The sequence below is a fragment of the Micromonospora sp. HB375 genome, assembly GCF_017872985.1.
Classification (GTDB): domain Bacteria; phylum Actinomycetota; class Actinomycetes; order Mycobacteriales; family Micromonosporaceae; genus Micromonospora; species Micromonospora chalcea.
Genome location: NZ_JAGGJO010000001.1, coordinates 3,097,111 through 3,119,345 on the forward strand (window position 1 = coordinate 3,097,111; position 22,235 = coordinate 3,119,345).

At 71.6% G+C, this 22,235-nt stretch carries 36 protein-coding genes; 22 read left to right on the forward strand and 14 right to left on the reverse strand.

The genetic code is table 11. The features are described from left to right. The first annotated feature begins 37 nt into the window (after positions 1-37). The 5 genes from J3R08_RS32065 (at position 38) to J3R08_RS14155 (ending at position 2,045) form a co-directional block, all read left to right on the forward strand. Positions 38-397 (forward strand): hypothetical protein, encoded by a 360-nt coding sequence (locus tag J3R08_RS32065; protein ID WP_280841747.1) that lies wholly within the window; start codon positions 38-40, stop codon positions 395-397. Then, complete coding sequence (locus tag J3R08_RS14140) at positions 394-612, forward strand: hypothetical protein (RefSeq protein ID WP_209961546.1); 219 nt, start codon at positions 394-396, stop codon at positions 610-612. The genes J3R08_RS32065 and J3R08_RS14140 overlap by 4 nt, the downstream gene beginning before the upstream one ends. Beyond that, positions 609-782: a hypothetical protein gene (locus tag J3R08_RS14145; protein ID WP_166456489.1), complete on the forward strand. Its 174-nt coding sequence runs from the start codon at positions 609-611 to the stop codon at positions 780-782. Before J3R08_RS14140 ends, J3R08_RS14145 begins: the two co-directional genes overlap by 4 nt. Before the next feature lie 19 nt (positions 783-801). After that, positions 802-1,329: an orotate phosphoribosyltransferase gene (gene pyrE, locus J3R08_RS14150; protein WP_209961548.1), complete on the forward strand. Its 528-nt coding sequence runs from the start codon at positions 802-804 to the stop codon at positions 1,327-1,329. A 71-nt stretch (positions 1,330-1,400) separates the two neighbouring features. After that, positions 1,401-2,045: a hypothetical protein gene (locus J3R08_RS14155; protein ID WP_209961550.1), complete on the forward strand. Its 645-nt coding sequence runs from the start codon at positions 1,401-1,403 to the stop codon at positions 2,043-2,045. 58 nt (positions 2,046-2,103) lie between these two features. Here the strand turns inward: J3R08_RS14155 and J3R08_RS14160 are convergent, their stop codons facing one another. Together J3R08_RS14160 and J3R08_RS14165 are read right to left on the reverse strand one after the other, a co-directional pair. Continuing rightward, positions 2,104-2,616 carry a hypothetical protein gene (locus J3R08_RS14160; protein ID WP_209961552.1) on the reverse strand — a complete coding sequence of 171 codons (513 nt, stop codon included), beginning with the start codon at positions 2,614-2,616 and terminating at the stop codon, positions 2,104-2,106. 119 nt (positions 2,617-2,735) lie between these two features. Further along, complete coding sequence (locus tag J3R08_RS14165; protein ID WP_209961554.1) at positions 2,736-3,320, reverse strand: GIY-YIG nuclease family protein; 585 nt, start codon at positions 3,318-3,320, stop codon at positions 2,736-2,738. Positions 3,321-3,379: 59 nt separating this feature from the next. On the opposite strand from J3R08_RS14165, the gene J3R08_RS14170 reads away from it, so the two are divergent. After that, positions 3,380-3,835, forward strand: a complete 456-nt coding sequence (locus J3R08_RS14170) for a hypothetical protein (RefSeq protein WP_280841748.1) — start codon at positions 3,380-3,382, stop codon at positions 3,833-3,835. Positions 3,836-3,876: 41 nt separating this feature from the next. Further along, positions 3,877-4,800: an AEC family transporter gene (locus J3R08_RS14175; protein ID WP_209961555.1), complete on the forward strand. Its 924-nt coding sequence runs from the start codon at positions 3,877-3,879 to the stop codon at positions 4,798-4,800. Here the strand turns inward: J3R08_RS14175 and J3R08_RS14180 are convergent, their stop codons facing one another. The 3 genes from J3R08_RS14180 to J3R08_RS14190 form a co-directional block, all read right to left on the reverse strand. Continuing rightward, the gene (locus J3R08_RS14180; protein ID WP_209961557.1) at positions 4,801-5,460 is read right to left on the reverse strand and encodes a Type 1 glutamine amidotransferase-like domain-containing protein; all 660 of its coding nucleotides are present in this window, start codon (positions 5,458-5,460) and stop codon (positions 4,801-4,803) included. 81 nt (positions 5,461-5,541) lie between these two features. Next, positions 5,542-5,904: a nuclear transport factor 2 family protein gene (locus J3R08_RS14185; protein WP_113973897.1), complete on the reverse strand. Its 363-nt coding sequence runs from the start codon at positions 5,902-5,904 to the stop codon at positions 5,542-5,544. Between the two features lie 194 nt (positions 5,905-6,098). After that, positions 6,099-6,692, reverse strand: a complete 594-nt coding sequence (locus J3R08_RS14190; RefSeq protein WP_209961559.1) for an ABATE domain-containing protein — start codon at positions 6,690-6,692, stop codon at positions 6,099-6,101. Between the two features lie 103 nt (positions 6,693-6,795). Here J3R08_RS14190 and J3R08_RS14195 point away from each other — a divergent pair, with 103 nt between their 5' ends. From J3R08_RS14195 to J3R08_RS14215, 5 genes are all read left to right on the forward strand, one after another. Continuing rightward, positions 6,796-8,010, forward strand: coding sequence for an MFS transporter (locus J3R08_RS14195; RefSeq protein ID WP_209961561.1), 1,215 nt, complete (start codon positions 6,796-6,798; stop codon positions 8,008-8,010). A 36-nt stretch (positions 8,011-8,046) separates the two neighbouring features. After that, complete coding sequence (locus J3R08_RS14200) at positions 8,047-8,877, forward strand: helix-turn-helix domain-containing protein (protein ID WP_280841749.1); 831 nt, start codon at positions 8,047-8,049, stop codon at positions 8,875-8,877. A gap of 67 nt (positions 8,878-8,944) precedes the next feature. Continuing rightward, positions 8,945-9,526, forward strand: coding sequence for a dihydrofolate reductase family protein (locus J3R08_RS14205; RefSeq protein WP_209961562.1), 582 nt, complete (start codon positions 8,945-8,947; stop codon positions 9,524-9,526). A 66-nt stretch (positions 9,527-9,592) separates the two neighbouring features. Continuing rightward, the gene (locus J3R08_RS14210) at positions 9,593-10,177 is read left to right on the forward strand and encodes an SDR family NAD(P)-dependent oxidoreductase (protein ID WP_069090169.1); all 585 of its coding nucleotides are present in this window, start codon (positions 9,593-9,595) and stop codon (positions 10,175-10,177) included. A 21-nt stretch (positions 10,178-10,198) separates the two neighbouring features. Beyond that, a complete protein-coding gene (locus tag J3R08_RS14215) occupies positions 10,199-10,594 on the forward strand; it encodes a hypothetical protein (protein ID WP_209961564.1) in 396 nt (131 codons plus the stop codon). Positions 10,595-10,597: 3 nt separating this feature from the next. Here the strand turns inward: J3R08_RS14215 and J3R08_RS14220 are convergent, their stop codons facing one another. Beyond that, complete coding sequence (locus J3R08_RS14220) at positions 10,598-11,191, reverse strand: hypothetical protein (RefSeq protein ID WP_209961567.1); 594 nt, start codon at positions 11,189-11,191, stop codon at positions 10,598-10,600. Between the two features lie 150 nt (positions 11,192-11,341). Between J3R08_RS14220 and J3R08_RS14225 the strand changes: the two genes are divergently transcribed. Further along, complete coding sequence (locus tag J3R08_RS14225; protein ID WP_209961569.1) at positions 11,342-11,707, forward strand: MmcQ/YjbR family DNA-binding protein; 366 nt, start codon at positions 11,342-11,344, stop codon at positions 11,705-11,707. 9 nt (positions 11,708-11,716) lie between these two features. Here J3R08_RS14225 and J3R08_RS14230 read toward each other — a convergent pair whose 3' ends face one another. Further along, positions 11,717-12,214, reverse strand: coding sequence for a DinB family protein (locus J3R08_RS14230; RefSeq protein WP_104114195.1), 498 nt, complete (start codon positions 12,212-12,214; stop codon positions 11,717-11,719). A 44-nt stretch (positions 12,215-12,258) separates the two neighbouring features. Then, positions 12,259-12,642: a helix-turn-helix domain-containing protein gene (locus J3R08_RS14235; protein WP_233514749.1), complete on the reverse strand. Its 384-nt coding sequence runs from the start codon at positions 12,640-12,642 to the stop codon at positions 12,259-12,261. A 98-nt stretch (positions 12,643-12,740) separates the two neighbouring features. Between J3R08_RS14235 and J3R08_RS14240 the strand changes: the two genes are divergently transcribed. After that, entirely contained in the window at positions 12,741-13,538 is a 798-nt protein-coding gene (locus tag J3R08_RS14240; protein ID WP_280841750.1) for an SDR family NAD(P)-dependent oxidoreductase, read from the forward strand. Between the two features lie 15 nt (positions 13,539-13,553). On the opposite strand, the gene J3R08_RS14245 is transcribed toward J3R08_RS14240, so the two are convergent. Then, positions 13,554-14,021, reverse strand: coding sequence for an SAM-dependent methyltransferase (locus J3R08_RS14245; RefSeq protein ID WP_209961572.1), 468 nt, complete (start codon positions 14,019-14,021; stop codon positions 13,554-13,556). A 72-nt stretch (positions 14,022-14,093) separates the two neighbouring features. Between J3R08_RS14245 and J3R08_RS14250 the strand changes: the two genes are divergently transcribed. From J3R08_RS14250 to J3R08_RS14265, 4 genes are all read left to right on the forward strand, one after another. After that, positions 14,094-14,951 carry a PhzF family phenazine biosynthesis protein gene (locus tag J3R08_RS14250; protein WP_064446521.1) on the forward strand — a complete coding sequence of 286 codons (858 nt, stop codon included), beginning with the start codon at positions 14,094-14,096 and terminating at the stop codon, positions 14,949-14,951. Beyond that, positions 14,948-15,646, forward strand: a complete 699-nt coding sequence (locus J3R08_RS14255) for a class I SAM-dependent methyltransferase (protein WP_043324689.1) — start codon at positions 14,948-14,950, stop codon at positions 15,644-15,646. The genes J3R08_RS14250 and J3R08_RS14255 overlap by 4 nt, the downstream gene beginning before the upstream one ends. 111 nt (positions 15,647-15,757) lie before the next feature. Beyond that, the gene (locus J3R08_RS14260; RefSeq protein WP_043324687.1) at positions 15,758-16,126 is read left to right on the forward strand and encodes a YciI family protein; all 369 of its coding nucleotides are present in this window, start codon (positions 15,758-15,760) and stop codon (positions 16,124-16,126) included. An 80-nt stretch (positions 16,127-16,206) separates the two neighbouring features. Next, positions 16,207-16,665: a hypothetical protein gene (locus J3R08_RS14265; protein ID WP_209961574.1), complete on the forward strand. Its 459-nt coding sequence runs from the start codon at positions 16,207-16,209 to the stop codon at positions 16,663-16,665. Between the two features lie 20 nt (positions 16,666-16,685). Here the strand turns inward: J3R08_RS14265 and J3R08_RS14270 are convergent, their stop codons facing one another. Beyond that, complete coding sequence (locus J3R08_RS14270) at positions 16,686-17,090, reverse strand: nuclear transport factor 2 family protein (protein WP_104114198.1); 405 nt, start codon at positions 17,088-17,090, stop codon at positions 16,686-16,688. Between the two features lie 67 nt (positions 17,091-17,157). Here J3R08_RS14270 and J3R08_RS14275 point away from each other — a divergent pair, with 67 nt between their 5' ends. The 3 genes from J3R08_RS14275 (at position 17,158) to J3R08_RS14285 (ending at position 19,081) form a co-directional block, all read left to right on the forward strand. Continuing rightward, complete coding sequence (locus J3R08_RS14275; RefSeq protein WP_374102380.1) at positions 17,158-17,694, forward strand: TetR/AcrR family transcriptional regulator; 537 nt, start codon at positions 17,158-17,160, stop codon at positions 17,692-17,694. A gap of 190 nt (positions 17,695-17,884) precedes the next feature. Next, a complete protein-coding gene (locus tag J3R08_RS14280; protein ID WP_209961577.1) occupies positions 17,885-18,673 on the forward strand; it encodes an alpha/beta hydrolase in 789 nt (262 codons plus the stop codon). Positions 18,674-18,682: 9 nt separating this feature from the next. After that, complete coding sequence (locus J3R08_RS14285) at positions 18,683-19,081, forward strand: VOC family protein (RefSeq protein ID WP_209961578.1); 399 nt, start codon at positions 18,683-18,685, stop codon at positions 19,079-19,081. Between the two features lie 4 nt (positions 19,082-19,085). On the opposite strand, the gene J3R08_RS14290 is transcribed toward J3R08_RS14285, so the two are convergent. Genes J3R08_RS14290 through J3R08_RS14300 form a run of 3 tightly spaced genes read right to left on the reverse strand, consistent with a single transcriptional unit; the run spans position 19,086 to position 20,066 of the window. Next, a complete protein-coding gene (locus tag J3R08_RS14290; RefSeq protein WP_104114202.1) occupies positions 19,086-19,481 on the reverse strand; it encodes a hypothetical protein in 396 nt (131 codons plus the stop codon). Beyond that, the gene (locus J3R08_RS14295) at positions 19,478-19,858 is read right to left on the reverse strand and encodes a VOC family protein (RefSeq protein WP_209961580.1); all 381 of its coding nucleotides are present in this window, start codon (positions 19,856-19,858) and stop codon (positions 19,478-19,480) included. Before J3R08_RS14295 ends, J3R08_RS14290 begins: the two co-directional genes overlap by 4 nt. Positions 19,859-19,871: 13 nt before the next feature. After that, positions 19,872-20,066 (reverse strand): DNA-binding protein, encoded by a 195-nt coding sequence (locus J3R08_RS14300; protein ID WP_069090180.1) that lies wholly within the window; start codon positions 20,064-20,066, stop codon positions 19,872-19,874. A 164-nt stretch (positions 20,067-20,230) separates the two neighbouring features. Here J3R08_RS14300 and J3R08_RS14305 point away from each other — a divergent pair, with 164 nt between their 5' ends. After that, complete coding sequence (locus J3R08_RS14305) at positions 20,231-21,634, forward strand: alpha/beta hydrolase (RefSeq protein WP_209961582.1); 1,404 nt, start codon at positions 20,231-20,233, stop codon at positions 21,632-21,634. 84 nt (positions 21,635-21,718) lie between these two features. Here the strand turns inward: J3R08_RS14305 and J3R08_RS14310 are convergent, their stop codons facing one another. Then, entirely contained in the window at positions 21,719-22,216 is a 498-nt protein-coding gene (locus J3R08_RS14310; protein ID WP_043324678.1) for a YcxB family protein, read from the reverse strand. Positions 22,217-22,235: the final 19 nt, after the last annotated feature.

The window sequence follows — 22,235 nt, forward strand, 5'->3', positions numbered from 1 at the left end:
CTGCGGAGGAAACGGCGATGCGGGAGAGGACACCACCGTGGAGACGAGTCACCTACGACCAGTACGTGATCGCTGCTGCTTTGACGCTCGCACGTCGGCATCGCCCCAAGTGGTCGTGGCGGAAGTGGCGGTGGGTGTGCCGCTGTGGTGCGGACCTGCCGTGCCGGAACCGCCACCGCGTACCGATCAATCGCGGTCACTGGCCGCCGCAGGAGGACCAGTGAGGACTGCGGAACAGGCGATCCTGGCAGTGCATGTACGGGGTCTGGACGGCATGTGCGTGGGTTGCCGGCTGTGGTGGGCGCGGCTGACTCCGTACCCCTGCTGGCAGGTCGCGTGGGCGACGAGCCGGCAGGCGCGCGCGAGCGTCGCCCGCTTCCTGGGGGTGCGCGGGTGAGCACCCACGGGCCGGTGCTGCCGGTCTGGACGTGCGGCGGGTGCGGTGCGCCGTGGCCGTGCGCGACGCGGCGGCGGGAGCTGCTTGCGGAGTACGAGGACGCGCCGGTGTCGCTGGCGGTGTACCTGGGGGCGCAGTTGGTGCGGGCGACGGCGGATCTGAGCTGGGCGCCGGCGGGGACGTTGCACCGGCGGTTCCTGGGGTGGCTGCGGTGAGCGTGTTGCGGGCCGGCGACGAGAAGTTCCACTACAGCGACGGGTCGCACCGGTGGACGGCGCCGGATCCGGAGTACGACCAGGAGGTGTGGGAGGAGCAGGTCCGTCAGCACAAGCTGGGGCACCTGCGCAACGAGCGTCCAAGGGTTCGCATCCGCCGGATCGGTTGACGGCTGCGAGACTGGGCCGGTGACTCACCCGCTCGCGCGCCGCGTCTACGACACCTGCCACCTCACCGGCCGGTTCCATCTCCGATCTGGGCAGGTGAGCGACGAGTACTTCGACAAGTACCTGTTCGAGGGGAAGCCGGAGCTGCTGCGCGAGGTCGCCGAGGCGATGGTGGCTCTGCTGCCGGAGTGCGACGTGTTGGCGGGCATGGAGATGGGCGGCATCCCGATTGCCACGGTGATGTCGCAGCTGACCGGGCTGCCGACGGTGTTCGTGCGTAAACAGGCGAAGGAGTACGGCACCGCGAAGGTGGCCGAGGGCGGGCCGGTGAGCGGTCTGCGGGTCGTCGTGATCGAGGACGTCGTGACCACGGGAGGCGCGCTTCTGGCCTCGTGCGGACACCTGCGATCGGTCGGTGCCCAGGTGGAGACGGTGGTCTGCGCCATCGACCGCGAGCAGGGCGGGCGGGAGAACCTGGCGGCCGAGGGACTGCAGCTCCGCTCCGCCCTGACTCGCCGGGACCTGGAAGCCGCGCTGACGGCCAGGTGATCATCCCCGGATACCTGAACGGATACGAGCCGCCGATCCTGCGGTCGCCGCTGGTCGACGGGTCAGACGTGATGTCGCAGGCGATGTTCTGGCCCGCTTTCCTCGCCACCGTCGGCGGAGCCGCGTCGGCACCGGACGCCTTCGGTGTCGATCCAGCCGATCTGGAGCCGATCGTCGACGTATTCCTCGACCTGGACCGATGGCCGGTGTTCTCGCTACCGCTCGCCGAGGGCTGTCGCCTGCACGTCGTCATGCGCAACTACGAGGACGACGGTGGCGTCGACTATGTGCTCGATCCCGGCACCGGCGACGTGCCGATCCCCCTCGCCGCGATGGAGGGACATTTCCGAGGACCGGCGTTCGCATGGCAGGAAGTGGTCGCCGCAGCGCGGCAGCCGGATCCGGACCACACGCCGGCCGAGCGGTTGCTCCTGCTCGTACCGGCCTGTGCCGACAGCAGCCGCCCGAGCACGGCCGTCGACCTGACAGCGGAAGCCCTGGCCACTCTCGGCGCCCGGTCCGGTGTGCGTCAGCTCAGTGAGGAACTGCTTAACAACCTCAGGTACTGGGGGCCGTGCCGGTGGACGTACGTGGACGGCGTCCTCGTCGGCCTTGGATCGGCCACCTACCGCCGTCAGGGAGGTGATCTGTCACCGGAACAACTCCGTCTCGTCGCCGCCGCGCTCCAGCCCGGTGATGCCGGCATCAAGCGGTAGCCAGGGAACCTGCTCGTCACCGACAGGGCCTCGTTCGCCGGCTTGGTGCCGGACGCCGTCAGCCGGACGTCAGGTTCCACCGTGCGGGCAGGGTGCCACCGCACAGGGCGCAGGTGAAGTCGTCGTCGCGCACGATGTTGCGCTCACCGCAGCCGGGGCAACGACGAAAGATGACCCGGTCGGTGAAGCGACCAGGGTGGGGTACGCCGATTCGGTCGAGTGCCTTCGCCACAGCGGGCCAGCAGTCCGGATCGGGACAGTAGCCGGTCGACTGGTTCGTGACCTCGCCGGCGCGCCAGCCGCCACCGGCCGGAGCAAACGCCATCTCACCTGCGGCAAGCACGTCCCGGCCACCGGCAAGGGCGATGTGTTCGCTCCGACGCGGCGCCAGTCTGAGCATGCCGTCGAGATCGACGACGAACGTGACCGGTTCGCCGAGGTCTCCAGGGTCACGCCCAGCCAGCCACTCGTCGAGCGAGGCGATCGAGTGCACGGTGACAGCGTCCACCGCGACCACCCGCTCACGGAACTCGGCCGGCCCGACATAGGCGTACTGCCTCGTCTGTGCCACGGCGCGACGATAGCCGGCCAGGGATCGAATGCGGCTACTGCAATTCCGGTCAGCGGATGATCAGGCGTCTGCTCGGCCCGGATGGGATGCGGCGCGAGGCCTGTCGGGTTGCGGGCTGGCTAAGGCTGGTCAGGGCCACTGCTGGCGTTGTACGAGTTCTTGGCGGCGACCACTGCGGCCTGGATGTGCTCGGGGCCGACGCCGTGGACGTTGAGCGGTGGGTGCAGGCGCCGGACGAGTTCGGCCTCGATGACCGCCGGCTCGGGGTCCTCCGCCCAGGTCAGGCGCAGGTTCGTGTGCATCCACGCGGTCAGCCGTCTCTCGTCCTCGGGGACCAGGACGACGCGGTCGGTCCAGGTCGTCCGGTAGCCCTCGGACACGAGAAGCCCGGCCAGCGTGCGGCGCAGCGTCGAGCTGCCCGACCGTCGTAGATGGTTGCGCAGGATCCGGCCCCGCAGGCTGGTTGCCCGGCCGAGATAGAGCATCCGCCGCGACGGGTCGCTGTCGTTCGGTGGTCCGGGGAGGTCGGGGAGGACCGAGGGCGGGGCCCACCAGGCGTAGACGCCGCTGCCGCGGGCGAGCCGCTTGACGGCGACGTCGAGCGCGACCGGCGGGCCGGAGAGCAACCGCAGGGCCTCGTCGACCCGTTCTTCGTCGGTCGGTACGTCGGCGGATCGCCGTTCGGGGAAGGTCACCGGGACCATCCTAGGCGGTTGGCGCGTCCCCTTGACTCTCGACCCGGTCGAGGGCCGACCCTTCCCGAGTGACGTATGAGGAGCACGACCAAAGATCAGTCCCGCTCGCGATCGACCTGGAGATGCTGCGGCCGGTGCTGCGCGCCGGCTGGGGAGCGGACACCTGCGACCCGCACGACCTGAAGGATTGGCACGCCGGCAACCCAGCCCGTGGGCAGTGCGGGGTGACCGCGCTGATCATTCAGGACCTGCTCGGCGGAGAGCTGATCCTCGGCGAGGTCCACGCCGGAGACACCAAGGTCGGCCACCACTACTGGAACCGGCTGGCCGACGGCCGCGAGGTGGACCTGACTGCCGACCAGTTCCAGTCGTCGGAAGTCGTTGTCGGCGGTCAGGTTCAGCAACGCCCGCCGGGCCCACCCGTCCGGTGCCGCAGGCAGTACGAGATCCTGCGGGACCGGGTCTTCGTCGCCCTCTACGGTGCCGCACCCCGTTTGCTCGTTCCGGACGGGATGCGAGGCTGACCGCGTGGCTTACCGAACGCCCGCCCTCCGGTGACGCCCGCATGAGCCTGGTGTCGGCGTTCGTACCGATCTGGATTCTCACCGCTGTCGGTTACGCGTCCTGCCGCTGGGGCCTGCTGGGCGAGGCGGCGGCGTCGGTGCTCGGCCGGTTCGTGTTCCAGCTCGCGATGCCGGCCGCCCTGTTCCTGGCACTGGCCCGGATGCCGCTGTCCGGGTTCGCGGGCCGCTCGCTGCTCGCCTTCGGGGTGAGCACCGTCGCCGTGGTCGGGTTCGGCTGGGCCGGCGCGAGCCGGCTGTTCGGTCGCGAGCCCGGCGAGCGGCCGATCTGGGGCATGGCCGCCGGGTACGTCAACTCGGCGAACCTCGGCATCCCGATCGCGACGCAGGTTCTCGGCGACGTGTCGTTCCTGGCGGTGGTGGTGCTGCTGCAGGTGCTGGTGGTGGCACCCGTGATCGTGGTCGTGCTGGACCGGCGCAGCGACCCGGCGGGGCGGGTCCGGGTGCGCCGGGTCGCCTCGCTGCCCGTACGCAATCCGGTGATCCTGGCGTCGCTGCTCGGTGTCGCGTGCTCCGCTGCCGGTCTGCGTCTGCCGTCGGCGGCCGTCGCGTCGCTGACGCTGCTTGCGGGCGCCGCGGCGCCCGCCGCCCTGGTCGCGCTCGGCGCGTCGCTGCACCCCACGGCACCGTCGCGAGCGGAACCGACCGGGCCCGGAGAGCTGGCCGCGATCAGCGCGCTGAAGCTTGTCGCACAACCTGTCATCGCGTACGCGGCCGGCCTGGCCCTGCACCTGTCCGCGCCGCAGTTGCTCGCCGTGGTGGTGTGCGCGGGCCTGCCGACGGCGCAGAACACGTTCATCTTCGCCCAGGAGTACGGCGTCGGCGAGGCGGTCGCCAACCGGGCGGTGGTGGTGACCACGACGCTGTCGCTGGCCACGCTGGCTGCGGCGGCGGCGCTGCTCGGGTAGCTACCGCTCGGCGGGGAACCGCCTCCACTGCCCCTCGGAGACGACCTCGACCGTGCCGTCGACCACAGTGATCGCCGTCTGGTCGTCGATCGCGTACGCCGGACCGGCGACCTCGGCCGCCCACTTCTCGGCGTTCGCCATGGTGTTGTCCGGTTCGAGGCCCAGGTGCGGGAAGATCGAGAAGTCGACGAGCCCCAGCGTGCGGTCGTCAGGCGCGGACTGCCACTCGACGAAGTCCGTCCCGACACGCGGGGTCAGCACCATGCTCCCCGCGCTCAACCCCACCCAGACGGTGTCAGGCAGCGACGGCAGCAGGCCCGCCAGCCCGGACTGCCGCATCCAGTGGCACAGGTACGTCGCGTCACCGCCGTGCACCAGTATGACGTCCGCCTCGCGGACCCAGGGAACCCACCGCTCCTGGCCGATGCTCGGTAGCGCGGTCAGCTCCAGGACGCCCAGCGACTTCCAACCGAGGCCGGTCATCGGCAGCGGCGTCTGACCGGTGATGAAACGCCAGGCCGAGGCCGGCCCGCCCATCGGGTAGGCGGCCGTGGGGATGCAGAGCGCGTTGGACTCGGCGACCGGCTTGCCCAGCAGGCCGACCAGCGCATCGTGAATGCTCGGGTTCTGAACGCCCGCGGATGTGAGAAGAAGCTTCACGCCTACCTCCGGTAGTAGCGGCTGGGTGCACGGGAATGCAGACCGGGCACCGCATCGAAACTCATCGCCACGCGCGTCGCGTCATTCGCGGATCTCCATCGCCGCCACCAGGCCGTCGTCGAGGCGGTAGACGTGCGTGACGGTGTGGTCGGCGAGCTTCGTTCCGGCTTTGTCGTGCACCACCTGATGAACGGTGACGGCGATCCGGCCGTCCGGCTCCGTGCGGAACGCCGTCGGTGTGACGACGGGTTCGAGCCGGTCCCACTGCCGCCGCCAGTAGGCACTCACCTGGTCCCGGCCGCTGAGGACGCCTCCCTCCCAGCCGTTGGGCCACGAGACGTCCGGCGTCATGGCGGCCAGCAGCGTGGGGATGTCACGCCTGTTGAAGGCCGCGTAGAGGTTCGTGAGCAGGGCCTGGGAGGTAGGGCGTCTCGGCGAATCCACGGAGCCAGCATGGCCGGTGGGTGAGACCTCGCGCAGACGTCTTAGCGGTCAGCAGAACGCGAGCAGACCCGGACGGTAGGGACGCAGCCCCACGGCGCGCCACGACCGTCCCGTTGTGATCTCCGCCCACCTGCCGGCGCGTGCCCACATCTGCTCCTCGAAGGCGCTGCGGCCGGCCGTCTCGCGCCATGTGCTCACCGTCTGGGGCGGATGCGTCGTACCTCGACGTAGCGGCGGATCTTCTCCGCGGTCCCGCAGTCGTCCATGCTGCACCAACGACGGCTGCGGTTCTTGCTCTCGTCGATGAACAGGAAGCGGCAGCCCACGCATCGCTTGATCCGATCGAGCGCACCCGTGGTGAGAAGCTGGACCGCAGCATGGACCACCGGCCGTAAGGGCCGGGCAAGCGTGTGGTCGTCCCGCCAGGACCATGCGAATGTCTTCCCGCGCATGAGCTGTGCGTGGGCGAGCGCGTCGGCTTCGTCGTCGCGCAGCCGGGTCAGCGCCGCTGCGCCCGGGTCCTCGCCGGCGGCCAGTGGCCGGAACACCTCGTCCAGGTAGTCACGGGTGCGAAGTGCCTGCGCGAAGACGGTGTGGGCGCTGTCCGGACTGCCGCGGGACAGCCGGCGCAACGCCGCCGCCTGCGTTTCGGTGAGGGTGCCCGCGTACACGCTCCAGGCGATCAGCTCGGCGTAGCCGGTGAGCACGTCGTCGTCCGGAGGCCCGACGGGTGGGCCGGCGCGGGTGTTGAGGAAGTCCAGCGCGAGGTCGCCGCCGACCAGGCGCATCCGCGTAACCCTTGCTGTTTCCATCAAAACCGACTTTACCAGTTGCCCCGTGACGAGGAGCCTTCCTAGAGTGTTTCCGTCATAGCCGGTTTAGGGGGTAACAATGGGCCAGGCGCACGCACACCGGCGGGCAGTGGGCGCGCTGATCGGCCTCGCCGGCGGAACGTTCCTCTACACCGCAGCCGAGGCGCTGCCGATCGGGCTGCTGTTGCCGATGGCCGTGGACCTGGCCGTTCCGCCGTCCCAAGTGGGCATGCTCGTCACCGTGTACGGCGCGGTGGTGATGGTCGCCTCGGTCCCGTTGACGGCGCTGGTGCGCAGAGTTCCTCGCCGACGGCTGCTGTCGGCGCTCCTGGCCGGCTTCGTCGTCAGCAACGCGATCACGGTGTTCGCGAGTACGTTCACCATGCTGATGGCAGCCAGGGTCGCCACCGCGGCCACTCATGCGTTGTTCTGGGCGGTCGTCGTGCCGACCGCGGCTGAGCTGTTCCGGCCCGGACTGCACGGACGGGTGGTCGCGATCGTGTTCGCCGGCGGCAACGTCGCCCTCGTCCTGGCCGTGCCCGCGGGCACCTGGCTGGGTGAACGTGCCGGCTGGCGGGCATCGTTCCTGGCGGTGGCCGGGCTCGGTGTGCTCGTCTTCGCCGTGGTGGCCTGGTTGCTGCCGTCGACGGGGCCGGCACAGGGACACGCCGGCCGGGGCAGAACCCCCGACTCCCGCCGGTTCTGGCTCCTGGTCGTCGTGGCCGTCCTGTCGACCGCCGGCGCCATCGCCGGCTACACCTACATCGCCCTGTTCGTCACCGAGGTCACCGGATTGCCCGCCGCGTCGATCGCGACCATCCTGCTGGCGCGCGGCGTCGCCAGCGTCCTCGGCATCCTCGCCGCCGGACCGATGGTCGACCGCAGCCCGTGGTCCGCCCTGGTCGCGACGGTTGCACTGCAGTGTGTGGCGCTGCTCGGCCTGTACGCGTTCGGCCACCACCCGGCGGTTGCCGTCGTCCTGATCGCACTCGCCGGCCTGGGGTTCGCCGCGTTCACCGCGGCGCTCGGCGGCCTCGTCCTTCAGGTGGCGCCCGGCCGCTCCGATCTCGCCGCTGCGACGCTGTCCGCCGCCGTCAACGTCGGCATCACCGGCGGCGCCTTTCTCGGGGCCCTCGTACTGGAAAGCCACGGTGCCGCCGGCACGATGTTGGTCGGCGCCCTGCTCGGCGCTGTCGCCCTCGCACTCGCCCTCGGCGAACGACTCATCCCGCCGCCGCACAGCAAGGGCGGCGCGGCCGTTCGTGAGTCGATCCCGGCGGGGCGTCGGCGGTGACGGCGGGGCGTCCGCGATGCTGTGGACGTGGAGTACGTGTCCAGACTGCCGGGGCCGCCGCTGGACGGGCTGATCGACGACCTCTACTACCTGGAGGGCGCGCCCCCGTACCCCCGGCTGACGCTGCCGCCGATGCCGGCGGCGCTGCTCATCGTCAACCTCGGCGCGCCGTTCCGCGTCCGCGGTGGCACCGACATCGAGACCACCGAGTACGCCGACGGCTGCGTGATCACCACGCCCACCCGCGCGTTCGAGTTCGGCTACCCGCGCCCGACCCGGTCCGTCGGCGTACACGTCAAGCCGTGGGGCCTGGCGCCGTTCCTGCCGATGCCCGCGGCCGAGCTGCGCGACCGACCGGTGACGCTGGAGCAGGTCTGGGGCCGGCCCGCCGTCGCCGACCTGCGCGACCGGCTGGCCGCGGCCGACGGGCCGCACAAGATGCTGGCGCTGCTGGAGGAGGAACTGAGGCGACGGCTGTCCGAGACCACCGGCCTGGGGCTGGTCCGGCACACGAGCGGCGTCATCGCGGCGACCAGCGGCGCGGTGCCGATCGGTGACCTGAGGACGGCGGCCGGCGTGAGCAGCACCCATCTGACGCAGCGGTTCAAGGAACTCGTCGGCGTCACGCCGAAGCGGCTGGCCCGCACCTACCGCTTCGCCGCCGCCGTGTTCGCGATCGACCCCGCCCGGCCGGTCGACTGGGGCGAGCTGGCAAGCGACGCGGGCTACTTCGACCAGGCCCACTTCGGCCACGATTTCCGGGCGTTCACCGGCCTCACACCCACCCGGTACGTCGAGGTCCGGCGGCGGTTCCTGCGCGAACACCCCGGCCACGTGATCGACGGCTGGTCGCTGCCGGCCGATTGATTTCCTACAAGAACAGCGGCCCGCGGCCCGCTAACTTGGGGGCCACCCAAGGAAGGGGAGAACCGGCGTGGGCACTGTGGTCCTGTACAGCTCGGTGTCGGTGGACGGCTTCGTCGCGGACGACAACGACCAGCCCGGGCCGCTGTTCGACTGGTTGACCAGCGGGGACGTCCCGCTGGACGGCAGCGGCGCGTTGCGGGTGTCGCAGACGTCCCACGACTACGTCCGGCCGTACTGGGACCGGATCGGGGTGACCGTCGTCGGCCGGCACGTGTTCGACCTGACCGACGGCTGGGACGGGACGCCGCCGAGCGGCATCGCCCACGTGGTCGTCGTGACGCACCGGCCGCCGCCCGAGGGTTGGAACCCCGGCGCGCCGTTCCACTTCGTCGACGGCGTCGAGGCGGCAGTGGCCAGGGCGCAGGAACTTGCGGGGGACCGCATCGTCGAGGTCGCCGCCGGTGACGTCGGCGGCCAGGCGCTCGCCGCGGGCCTGGTCGACGAGGTACGCATGGACGTCGTACCCGTCGTGTTCGGGTCTGGCAAGCGCTTCTTCGGGTCGGTCGACGCGCAGCACCTGCTGGAGGATCCGGACGTCGTGCTCCCGGGCGAGCGGGTGCTTCACCTGCGGTACCGGGTGCGCCGCTGACCGAGCGCGAACGCGGCGTCCGATCCCCGCCGGACAGACGGCCCGACGTCGACCAGGCTTCCTCCCGTGAACAACGCACTCGACGGCAAGGTAGCTCTCGTCACCGGTGGTGGCCGTGGCATCGGCGCGGCGGTGGACCGGGCGGCCGGGGAACTGGGCCGGTTGGACATCCTGGTCAACAACGCGGGCGCGTTCCTGCTCGGACAACTGGAGCAGCTGAGTCTCGACGAGTTCGAGCAGACAGTCGCGGTGAACGTCCGGGCACCGTTCGTCGCCTCGCAGGCCGCGGTGCGCCACATGTCGGCGGGCGGGCGGATCGTCAACATCGGCAGCAACACGGCCGAGCGGGCGGTCTTCCCGGGCTTCTCGCTCTACGCGATGAGCAAGACCGCCCTGATCGGTCTGACCAAGGCGCTCGGGCGCGAACTCGGCGGTCGAGCGATCACCGTGAACCTGGTGAACCCCGGTGCCACGGACACCGAACTGAACCCGGCCGACGGCCCGAACGCGGACACGATCAACGGGTTCACCGCCCTCGGCCACTACGCGCAGCCGGCCGACGTGGCCGCCGCGGTGGCGTTCCTCGCCGGCCCGGACGGGCGTTACGTCACCGGCGCGACTGTGAACGTCGACGGCGGATTCACCATCTGACCATCGGGAACGGCCAGGGCGATGCCGCTGCCCCGGGCACTGCCGGAGGGCGAGGTGGTCGTCCACGACGTGCTAGCCGACCGGGCAGCCGGCTACGAACACCGGGACGGGGTACGCGCCGGAGACGTCGCGCTGACCCGCGAGGCCGGGCTCTGGCTCGGGCGTGACCAGGCGTGCATCGTCGTGGACCGGCTGCCCGGGTCGGCGGCGTTTCCGCGCCCGTCGGCATCGGCGCGGCTGTTCACGCTCGCCCCCGGGCAGGTCGGCCGCTACCGGGCCAACTTCCGGTTCACCGGCTGCGGGTGCGATCCGAGCTGGTACTACGAGGAGTGGCTGGTGCACGTCGGACACGGTGCGGTGGCATCCTTCGGCGCGCCGGACCGCGACGTCGACCACCGCGTGCACCTGTACGGGTAGGCGTCAGCTGTCGAACCAGACGACGAGTCGTACGTTGTCCTCGCCGTGCCGTTCGGCCAGCTCGCGCATGCCTTCCAGCACCGCGCGCAGCGCCGGGTCACGCTGCAGCGCATCGCTGTTGGACAGGCGCTCCACCCGCCACATCACGTTTCCCGAGCGCCATTCGGTGCCCTCCGGGTAAGTGCTGCCCCGGTGATCCGCGTGCTCGCCGGCTACCTCGCGCCAGGCTCGCCCGTGCCGGGTGGCCTTGCTCCGGTAGCGCGGTCCCTCAGCGGTCAGGTCGTACACGTGGATCCGGTCGTCCACCCGGGGCGATGGCGCGCTCCAGTCGATGCGTGCCACCTCCGCCCACGACACCCAGGTGGGGTCGTGATGGCGTTCGGTGAAGTGACGAGCGCGCAGGCTCGCGCTGACGTCGTCCGGCAGGCCACGGCCGGGCGCGACCGGCTCGAACCCGGCGAAGTTGCGCACACCGAACAGCAGGCCGAAGGCGTCGTAGTTGGTGGAGACCTCCCGCAGGCTGATGTCGGTCAGCTCCCACGGCGAACCCGTACCGTGCGGCCGGATCTCCACCCCACCCCAGATGTCGGTACTCACGTCGCTCCACCCCCGCAGCCGAGACGCTTCGGTGTCCGCCACGACCATCGCACCCGGCGGCAAGGCGCCGCAGCCCGGACCTGACTGCTGCGGGGCGGCGCGGTGGCTAGGCTGTGCCGGTGCGGAAGGCGGGGTCCCGGGGTGACCGTCATGGTTGACGCGGACGACGTGCGTCGGGTGGCGTTGTCGCTGCCCGACGTGGTCGAGATCGACAGTGACGGCTTCGACTTCCGGGTCGCCGGCAAGGGGTTCGCCTGGGCCTATCCGGAACGCACGCCCGGGAAGCCGCGGCGCATCCGCACCGACATCGCCGTGCTGTACGTGGGCGACGAGGCGGAGAAACAGGCCCTGCTCCTCGGCGAGCCCGACCTCTTCTTCACCACCCCCGCGTACGACGGGTTGCCCCTGGTCATGCTGCGGCTGGCGCGCGTCGGCGTCGAGCGTCTGACGGAACTGGTCACCGACGCGTGGCGGATGCGTGCCCCCGGCTCGCTCACCGGTGAACCCGGCGCGTGACCCCGCACGCTATCCGTCGAGGATCTGCTCCCGGAGGATGTCCGCGTGCCCGCAGTGCTGGGCGAGCTCGCGCAGGACGTGGAGATACACCCAGCGCAGCGGAAGCGGCCCCCGTCGGTGCCCGGTGAGCATGTCGTCCAGACCTCGCGTGGAGGTCGCCCGGCGTGACGCGTCCCGAGCGTCGCGGTAGGCCTGCCGGACCCCGGCGATCGTGTCGCCGTCGTCGAGGAGGAACGAGTCCTCCGACCGCTCCGGGATGCCGATCTCGGCGCGAGACCGACCCGTGACGGCTTCGTCGAACCAGACCTTCTCGACGAAGGTGGCGTGCTTCACCAGACCCAGCAGCGTGGTGCGGGAGGCCACCAACGATCGGCGCGCCTGTTCCTCGGTCAGTCCGTCCAGGCAGCGGTCGAGCGCGTCGCGGTGTTCGTCGAGAAACGCCTCGAACTGGGCCTGGACCGGCTGCGCGACGACTTCGGCGGAGAAGGTGGGCGGGAAGGACGGCATGGACGCAGCATTCCAGATCGGCGGCCGGATGAGCGCGGGGTGCATCAGGCGGGTCGCTGACGAACCGCGACGATCTCGGCGTGGTGAGCGACCGCCCAGTCGGCCAGCGCGGAAAGCGGCTCCAGAAGGCTGACACCGAGTGGCGTCAGCCGGTACTCGACGCCCGGCGGCACCGTCGGAAACACCTCACGCTCGACCAGGCCGTCGCTTTCCAGCGCACGCAGTGTCCGGCTGAGCATGCGCGGGCTGATGCCCTCCACGGCGCGGTGCAACTCGTTGAACCGGTGCGGATGCCGGCCGAGCAGGGTGATCAGCAACAGCGTCCACTTGTCGCTCACCCGCCGCAGCAGGTCGGTGACCGGACAGCGGTCGTACTCGCCGGCCGGAACCGGCACCGGCAGCCGATGATCGAGCAGCGAGGCACTCACATCGGTGTCACCTGTGGACATGAAAGTGCCTTCTTTCGCCTCCGCCGGCCTGCTGCCCAGGATGGGGCAGGTCGATGAGCACACGATAAGGGGGCGACGTGGGCGTCGTGGTGGTCAGTGGCGGCACGAACGGAATGGGGCGTGCGTTCGCCCTGGGGCGGGCCGAACGTGGCGACCGCGTCCTGGTGCTCGGCCGCAACCGTGCACGTGGCGAAGCGATGGCCGGCGGCCTGATCGCCTTCCTTCCCGTCGACCTGTCCAGCACGGCCGAGACGCGGCAGGTCATCGAGCACATCCTCGGCGAGCACCAGGTCGTGGACGCGTTGACGCTGTTCGCCAATGCGGTGACGCCGCGTCGCATCGAGACGGTGGAGGGACTGGAGCGTACGTTCGCGCTCTACTACGTCAGCCGCTACCTGCTCAGTTTCGGTCTGCGGCCGGCCCTGGACCGGGCGACCCGGCCGGTGATCGTGAACGTCGCCGGTGTCGGGGTCACGAGAGGCGAGGTGCGCTGGGCCGATCCGCAGATGAGGGAGGGCTACTCGGCCGTCGCCGCCCAGTTGCAGGCCGGGCGGGCCAACGACCTGCTCGGCGTGGGCTTCGCCCAGCGGTCCGGCAGCCGCGCCCGATACGTGCTCTACCATCCCGGGTTCACCAGGAGCGGTGACCGTAGCGCGCTCCCGTTCGTGGTAAGGGGGCTGCTCGCGGTGGCGGCGGCGGTCGCCGCCCGGTCCGTCGCGGACGCGGTGGCGCCGATTCACCGGTTCCTGGACGCGCCGCCGACCGCGCCGGTGACCGCCGTCGACCGGGGGAAGCAACTTCCGCCCGGTTTCCCGACCCTCGACCCTCATGACGCCGAGCGGTTGATAGACCTCACGGAGAGGCTGCTGCGGTGAGGCGCCGCGCCGACGCTACGGCCGGAAGTAGTCGGACATCATGCTGCTGACCCACTCCGGCTGCCGGACGTCCGTGGGGACGAACTCCACCAGCACCGGCTTCAGGTCGATGACCGGCGTGCCGGACACCGCGTCGAGGCCCACCACCGTCAGTTCCCGGCCGTGGACCGAATCGATGCGGCAGCACGTCACGCCGATCCGGTTCGGCCGACGGGGACCACGGCCGGCGAACACGCCCATCGGCGGCAGGTCGGCCCGGCCCCGGTAGGGACGGGGTTCGCGGTGGTCGCCGCCGTCCGGGAACCGGTCGAAGACGAACACGACCTCCACGTGCGAGAACTCCTCCAGGCCCTGCAGGCACGCCTCGCCGAAACGCTCGTCGACGACGATCGTGCTGCGAACGGCGCCCCAGTTGTCGCTGTGCTGGATGTCCGTCCGGTCGTTGCGGACCGTGCCGATGGGGGTGATCTCGAAGCTGGGCATGCCCGGAGAGTAGTTCCGCGTGGCTCGTCACGGGGGTCCACGAGCCGGGCCACCGGCGCTAGGCTCATGATCATGGACGTTCTCCGATACGCGGCGTTCACCGCAGACCCGGCCGGCGGCAACCCGGCCGGTGTCGTGCTCGACGCCACCGGGGTGGATGACGCGGAGATGCAGCAGGTGGCGGCGCAGGTCGGCTACTCCGAGACGGCGTTCCTCCTGCCCGGCGAGGGCGGGCGGTTCACGGTGCGCTACTTCAGCCCGAAGGCGGAAGTGCCGTTCTGCGGGCACGCGACGATCGCGTCCGCGGTCGCGTTCGCCGAGCGGCACGGCCCCGGCGCGCTGCACCTGGACACCCGCGCCGGACTGGTCGAGGTCGCCACGAGCGCGCAGGCCGACGGCACCACCACCGCCACGCTCACCAGCGTCGCGCCGCGCACCGTACCGCTGGGCGCGGACGACCTGGCGGCGCTGCTCGCCGCGTTGCGCTGGTCGCCGGACGATCTCGACGCGACGCTGCCGCCGCGTGTCGCGTACGCCGGGGCCTGGCATCCGATCGTGGCCGCCGCGACCCGGCAGCGCCTGGCGGACCTGGACTACGACATGGCGGCGCTGAGCGCGCTCATGGCCGAGCGGGACTGGACGACGATCGACCTGGTGCATCGCGAGTCCCCGCTGGTGTTCCACGCGCGCAATCCGTTCCCGCCCGGCGGCGTGGTCGAGGATGCCGCGACCGGCGCGGCGGCCGCCGCGTTCGGCGGTTACCTGCGCGAGATGGGCCTGGTGCGGCCGCCCGCCACAGTCACCGTGCGGCAGGGCGAGGACATGGGCCGCCCGAGCCTGCTCACCGTCGGCATCCCCGCCGATCCCGGCGCCGGGATCGCGGTGACCGGCACCGCCGTGCCCATTCCACCCGCTGAGGCGGCCCGGTGAGGCCGGACCACTACGACGGCTTCGCCGAGCGGTACGCCGCGGAGAACGAGTCCAGCCTGTTCAACGCCTACTACGAGCGGCCCGCGATGCTGGAACTCGCCGGGGACGTGCGGGGCCGGCGGATCCTCGACGCGGGCTGTGGCACCGCCCCGCTGTCCGAGGCGCTCGCCGCGCGCGGGGCCGTCGTGACCGGCTTCGACGGCAGCCCGGCGATGGTGGAGCTGGCCCGCGAGCGGCTCGGCGGGGACGCGACGCTGCTGGTGGCCGACCTGGGCGCGCCGCTGCCGCTCGCCGACGGCGCGTTCGACGACGTGATCGTGTCGCTGGTGCTGCACTACTTGGAGGACTGGACCGCGCCGTTGGCCGAGCTGCGCCGTGTGCTGCGTCCCGGCGGCCGGCTCCTGGTGTCGGTGAACCATCCGATCGGGTACGAGGTGGCGTTCCCGGACGCCGACTACTTCGCCGTCGCGAGCTGGTCAGAGGAGTACGACTTCGACGGGCAGCGCGCCACGCTCACCTACTGGCACCGGCCGCTGCACGCGATGACGGCGGCGTTCACCGACGCGGGTTTCCGGCTCTCGGTGATCAGCGAACCGCCGTTCTCGCCCGACACGCCGCGCGAGCTGCTGCCCCCGGAACTCGACGGCCGTACGGCCTTCCTCTGCTTCATCTTCTTCGTTCTCGAAGCGCACTGAATCCGAGCGGCGCATAACGTCGAGCGGCGTATAACGTCGGATCCGGGTCGGCTCGTTCGTAGGACGGGTGAGAGGCGGCCGGACCGGCCGCCCGGACAAGGGAGTCATGGCATGCCGCGGTACCTGATCTCGTTCAACGACGGCGCGATGGACCACATCCCCGCGGAGGAGATCCCCCAGGTGGGCAAGGACGCGCACGCGGTCATCCAGGAGGCCGTGAACGCTGGCGTGTTCGTGTACGGCACCGGGCTCGAACGCCAGCAGGCCAGCATCGTGGACACGGACGGGGTGGTCACCGACGGGCCGTTCCCGGAGACCAAGGAGGTCATCGGCGGGTTCGTGGTCCTCGACGTGGCCTCACGCGACGAGGCGCTGAAGTGGGCCGCCAAGATCGCCGTTTCGTGCCGCTGCGCCCAGGAGGTCCGGGAGGTCATGCCCGACCCCGAGACGGAGGCGATGCTCCGCGCGGCGGGCCGCTGACCGGTCCGATGTCGACGCGACGACGGTGGGCGGGGCACCCGGACGGAGGCCATGCCTACCATGATCGCTAGCCTCGTGCGGTGAAACGTGAACTCGCCGCGCTCTCCCTGCTGTTCGTCGTCTCCGCGTGTGCGCCCTCGGAACCCACGCCGTCGACGTCCGCCACCCCGTCGTCGTCCGCGTCGGCCTCGGCCGCTCCTCGGGCCGGCTCGACCGCGCCCGCGGACAAGGTCGCGGCCGGTGCGTGCAACATGGTGGCCCGGGTGGTCGAGCAGCAGGACGTCCGCTTCACCTCGAACTCGCCGATCGCCATGCGTGCCCGCAAGGCGGCCGACCCGGGCGTCCGGGACGCCGGCGAACGGCTGGCGGTGGCGGCGAAGGAATCCGGGGACATGTTCGTCCGCAACGGCCCGAACGAGGACACCGGCCCGGTCGACGCCCGTATGGCCGAGGCGCAGCGCGGGCTCCTGTCCGCGTGCACGGCGCTGTTCGGGCCGCAGCCGTGGCCGTTCGCCCCGTCGCCGACACCGACCACCTGAGCCGCGGCGCTGATGCCGGCTCATGCCGGGCCGGCGGCCCCGGCGATGGCGAGTGTGTGCTGATATTCGCGCCAGTGGGCCAGCTTGCCGTCCCGGGTCCGCAACACCCCGATGAACGGCGCGGACGCGGTCACCCCGGTCACCGTGTGCGTGCCGACGAGCTCGTACTCGACCACGATCACCTCGGGATCGGCGGTCTCGTGTACGACCACGCCGCGGCACTCGTCGAACCGCACCGGGAACGACGCCCGGCCCGCTCGCGTGTACTCGAGAACGGACTGCTTCCCCTCGGTGCGGGTCGGGTGGCCGGGCGCGGCGAAGGGCGTCTCGATCACCACGTCGTCGGCCAGCGAATCGGCCTCGAAGGTGGGCAGGTTCGCCAGCCACTTGGCGCGCATGCTCTCGAAGATCTGCTGTGGTGTCACGTCGGCCTCCGCGATAATGAGTCATGACTCGACTTGTGGCTCCGAGAATAATGAGTGGAGACTCACTTTGGTAGAGGGTCCGCCCCTGCGCGCCGACGCGCAACGCAACCGGGCACGCATCCTGGACGCCGCCGAGGCGGTCTTCGCCGAGTTCGGCGCCCGCGCCTCCACCGAGGAGGTGGCCCGCCGGGCCGGCGTTGCCATCGGCACGGTCTTCCGTCATTTCCCCACCAAGGAGGACCTGCTCGCGGCGCTCATGAAGCGACTGCTCGCACAGCTCACCGAGGAGGCGGGACGACACGACCTCTTCGGTTTCTTCAGACACACTGTGGCCCAGGCCGCCGCGAAGAAGACGGCAGTCGAACTGCTCGCCGGATCCGGCGTGGACATCCGGCTCCCGGATGCGGTAGGTCACCTGGAGGAGGCGATGGGCAGGCTGCTGCAACAGGCCCAGGCCGACGGAACCGTCGCCGACTCGGTACGGCTACCCGAGGTGATGGCGCTGCTCACCGGCATGTGCCAGGGCGCGCTGCACGGCGGATGGGACGAGCACCTGCAAGCCCGGGCGCTGGCGGTCGTCTTCGCCGGCTTCGAGCGCGGCTGACGGTCCGGGATCACACCGCGATAAACCGGTTGGCCCGTCCGGCGAGCGCTGTTACCTTGCCGGTGGCCGTGCCGGAGAACGAGGGAGGTGGTACCCGTGACCGCAGTATCGACATGGGTGCTCCCCTCGGGGGTCACGGCCGGGCGATAGGTCGTCCGGGAGCGCCGTCGCACTCCCGAAAGGCACGACCATGCGCTTCACCTCCGAACAGCGCCTCGCCGACGGCGTCCGCGAACGCGAGTTCACCCTCGGCGAGATCCCGGGCATCCTGTGGACGCCCGCCTCCACGTCGGCGCCGGCCCCGCTGATCCTGCTCGGCCACCCCGGCGGACTGCGCCGGATGTATCCCCGCCTGGCGGCCCGGGCGCAGGGCTGCGTCGAACAGGGCTTCGCCGCCGCCACCATCGAACTGCCCGGCGGTGGCGACCGGCCCGCGTCCGCCGCCGCCGAGCAGGCCCGCGCCGACCTGCGCCGGGCACTGGCAGCCGGCGAGCGGGTCGCCGACGAGGTGGTCGACCGGCTCGTCCTGCCGCTGGTGGAGGAGGCGGTACCGGAGTGCCGGGCCGCGCTGGACGCACTCCTCGCGCTGCCCGAGGTCGGCGGCCCGGTCGGGTACGCCGGCGGGGTGATCTCGATCGGCGTACGGCTGGCGGTGGTCGAACCGCGCATCGTGGCCGCGCTCCTGTTCGCCGGGAGCTTCGTGCCGCGCGCCATCATCGAGGAGGCGCGGCGGGTCACCATTCCGCTGCACGTCCTGTTGCAGTGGGACGACGAGGGCAACGACCGGCGGATGGCGCTGGACCTGTTCGACGCCTTCGGCTCGCCGGAGAAGACGCTGCACGCCAACATGGGCGGGCACACCGGCGTGCCGTGGTTCGAGGGGGACGCCGCGAACCGGTTCTTCGCCCGGCACCTGAAGGCGGGCCCGCCGGTGGCGGCCTCGGCGGATCCGGGGGAGGGGACGCCGTCCGGTCCGTAGGGTGATCGCATGGCGCCCGTGACCGGACTGGACCACGTCGTCATCGCCGTGTCCGACTGGCGGGCCGCCACCGACTTCTATCGCGACGTCGTCGGCGCCGAGGTGATCGGCGTCGGCGGCGACCGCGTCGCCTTCCGGATCGGCCGCCACCGGTTGAGCGTGCACGGGCCGGGTCTCGACCTCGGCGGCAACGTGGCCCGGATTCCCGTCCGTCCGGGCAACAGCGACATCTGTTTCGTCTGGGCCGGGCCGATCGAGGAGGCGGTGGCGCACCTGCGGCGGCACGACGTCGAGGTGGAGACGGGACCGGTCCGGCGGGTCGGCGCCGGTGGCACCGGGACGAGCGTCTACTTCCGCGACCCGGACGGAAGCCTGCTGGAGTTCATCTCCTACCAGGAGAGGCCGTGACCGGTCAGAGCGGTGACACCACCAGCTCGACGTGCCGGGCCTCCGTCGCGTCGTCCACGGCGAACTGCAGCAGCCAGCGGCCCGGCGCCAACTCGATCTCGTCGTTGTCGTCGGCGTCGCCGACGTAGAGCCGCCCGGACGGGACGTCCAGTGTCACCTCGTGCGGGTGCCCCGTGACGCGCTGCGACGTCACCCGGATGTCGAGGGTGACATCTGCCTCTCCCTCGTCCGCCACGGCGGCGGAGGCGACCACGACCGCGACGTGGTGCGTCGTGGCGAACACCGGCGCGTCCCCGGCGTGGAAGTCGATGTCGAAGTCGGTCTCGCAGAGGGCGTCGCTGAGGTAGACGGCACCCCAGTGGTATGGGCGGACCCGGCGTACGCGTCGGTCGTCGGTCACGCGAGCCCGCCGACCGGCGGCGCCCAGGTCGGGCGCGGGATCAGACAGAACGGGTGACCGGCCGGGTCGGCGTACACGTGGTCGCCCGCCAGCCGCCGCGCGCCCAGCGCGAGCACCGCCGTACCCACCGCCTCCTGGTCGTCGACCATCACGTCGAGGTGCATCTGCTGCGGCACCGCCGGATCCGGCCACGTCGGCGCAACCAGGTCGGCGACGCGCTGGAACGCCAGCCCGGACGCCGCCGTACCGGCCGACACCACGGCGAAGTCGTCGTCCGCGTACGTGACCGGGTCGCCCAGGACCGCGCTCCAGAAGCGGGCCTCGGTCATCGGATCCGGGCAGTCGACGATCAGGTGGTGGAGTCTGCCGAGCGGCATCGCGATCGCCTCGTCAGCTCAGCCGCAGGTCGTGTTCGGCGAGGGCCGCCTCGATGACGCCCAGCGCCTTCGGTCCCATGCCGTGCAGGCGGGCCAGCTCCGCGCGCGGTACACCGGCGAGCCGGCGCAGCGTGGTGTAGCCGGCCGCGGTCAGCGCCCGGGTGGCCGGCGCGCTGATCTTCGGCAGACTGTCCAGGGACGACGTCATCGCCCGATGCTAGACCGCCACGGTGCGGCTCGCCTGCCCGTCCTTCGGCCCGTCAGGGACGGAATGGGGGAAAGACCCGACGGGCATATCGGGGCGTTTCCGTATGGGACTCGGGTGGGACGCCGCTGAAGAATCGACAGGCATCCAAGACACCGGGAGGTGCCGTGTTCCGACGTACCGTGGCCGTCGCTCTGGCCGCGCTCACCGTCCTGGCGGGACTGCCCGGCGCGGCGCGCGCCGGGCTTCCGCCGCAGCGGCTCGTGTGGAGCGAGTGCGCCGACGACCTGCCGGACGTCCCGCCGGATGAACGCGTGCGGTGCGCCCGGCTGCGGGTGCCGGTGGACTGGGCCCGGCCGAACGGCCCGACGTTCGATCTCGCAGTGGCACGCCGGCTGGCGCGAACGCCGGAGCGGGTGGGCACGCTGGTGTTCGGGCCGGGAGGCCCCGGCGACTCGGGGGTGGAACGGATCCGCAAGGGCGACCGGTTCAGCGACGAGTTGCAGGACCGGTTCGATCTGGTCAGTTTCGACCCGCGTACCGTGGCCCGCACCGCCGCGCCGGTCTGCGCCCCGGATCCGGCGCTGCGCAAGCCGGCCGTCCCGCTGACCGGTCAGGCCGACTTCGACGCCGCGGTGGCCTACAACCAGGCGCTGTGGCGCAGGTGCCGTCCGACCAGCCCGGTGTTCGACCATGCCGACACGCTGAGCACGGCCCGGGACCTCGACGCGTTGCGGCGGGCGCTGGGGGAGCGGCGGCTGTCCTTCCACGGCAGCTCGTACGGCACGCTGCTGGGCCAGCAGTACGCCGAGCGGTACCCCGGCCGCGTGCGGGCTGTCGTGCTGGAGGGCGTGTTCGACCACAGCCTCGACGTGCGCTCCTTCGTGCGGACGCAGGCCGCCGCGTTGCAGGACTCGTTCGACGAGTTCGTGTCCTGGTGCGACAGGTCGCCGGAGTGCGTGCTCCACGCACGCGACGTGCGGGCGGTCTGGGCGCAGGCGCTGGCCCGCGCGGACCGGGGCGAGTACGCCCCCCGTACCGCCTTCGACGTCACCGCTGTGGCGCTCGGCCTGCTCGCCGGTCCGCGTTGGCCGCAACTCGCGGTGATCGTGCGGGACATGGCCGCCGGTACGCCGCCACCGGAGGTGAATCTCCCGGTCTCCGTCGCGGCGTTCTGCGCGGACTGGCCGGCGCAGGTAAGCGACTACGCCGCGTACGCCGGCGTGGTCCGGGACGCCCGGGCCGTCGCCCCGGACGTCCGGTACGGCGCCGGCCTGCTGGCCGTGCAGACGTGCCTGGGCTGGCCGTCCCCGGTCCGCAACCCGCCGCACGAGCTGAACGTGCACACCCGCACGCCGCTGCTGCTGCTCAACGCCCGGCACGATCCCCGGACCGGCTACGCCTGGGCCGTGAACGTCGCCCGGCAACTCGGCCGGCACGGACGCCTGGTCACCTACGAGGGCTGGGGCCACGGCACCTACCAGCGCACCGACTGCACGACCGCGGTGGTGGACCGGTACCTCGTCGACCTGACCGTGCCCGCCCCGGGCACACGATGCCCGGCGAGCTGACCGCTGCGGGACCGCCGGTGCGGCAGGTTGACGCGACCGCCGGACAGGCCGGCGACGCAACACGTACAGCCGATCAGAACCTCGTCAACGGTCGCCGAGCAGTCCGCGTCCGGCCATGAAGGCGCGCAGCGTCCCGGCGTCCTCGGCGGACATCAGCCACCGGGGGATCACCGTGGCCGGCATCCGTCCCACGTACACGATCCAGAAATCCGGGGTCTCGGTGACCCGCTCGACGCCGTCCCAGGCGATGCCGCCGGACTCCGAACCGCTGCGCATCATGATGTTGCGGTCGTCGATGTCGTAGCCGCCCTCGACCGCGTAGCCGCCGGACCGGCGTCGGGCCCGCCACCGCACCCACGGCGCGTACAGCATCGACAGCACGCCGGCCACGATCAACGCGGTCCACAGCGACGCGAAGCGGCCACCCCGCTCCGACGCCTGCGAGGCGATCCAGCCGATCACCCCGATCGCGGCGAGGGCCGCGCCGATGTAGCCGAAGCGGCGCAGCCGGGCGGCGGCCAGCGCGGCGGCCACGCGGGCCGGATAGGCGGGGTCGGCCGGTACGGCGAAACGGATCTGCACGCCCGAACGATAGTGCCCC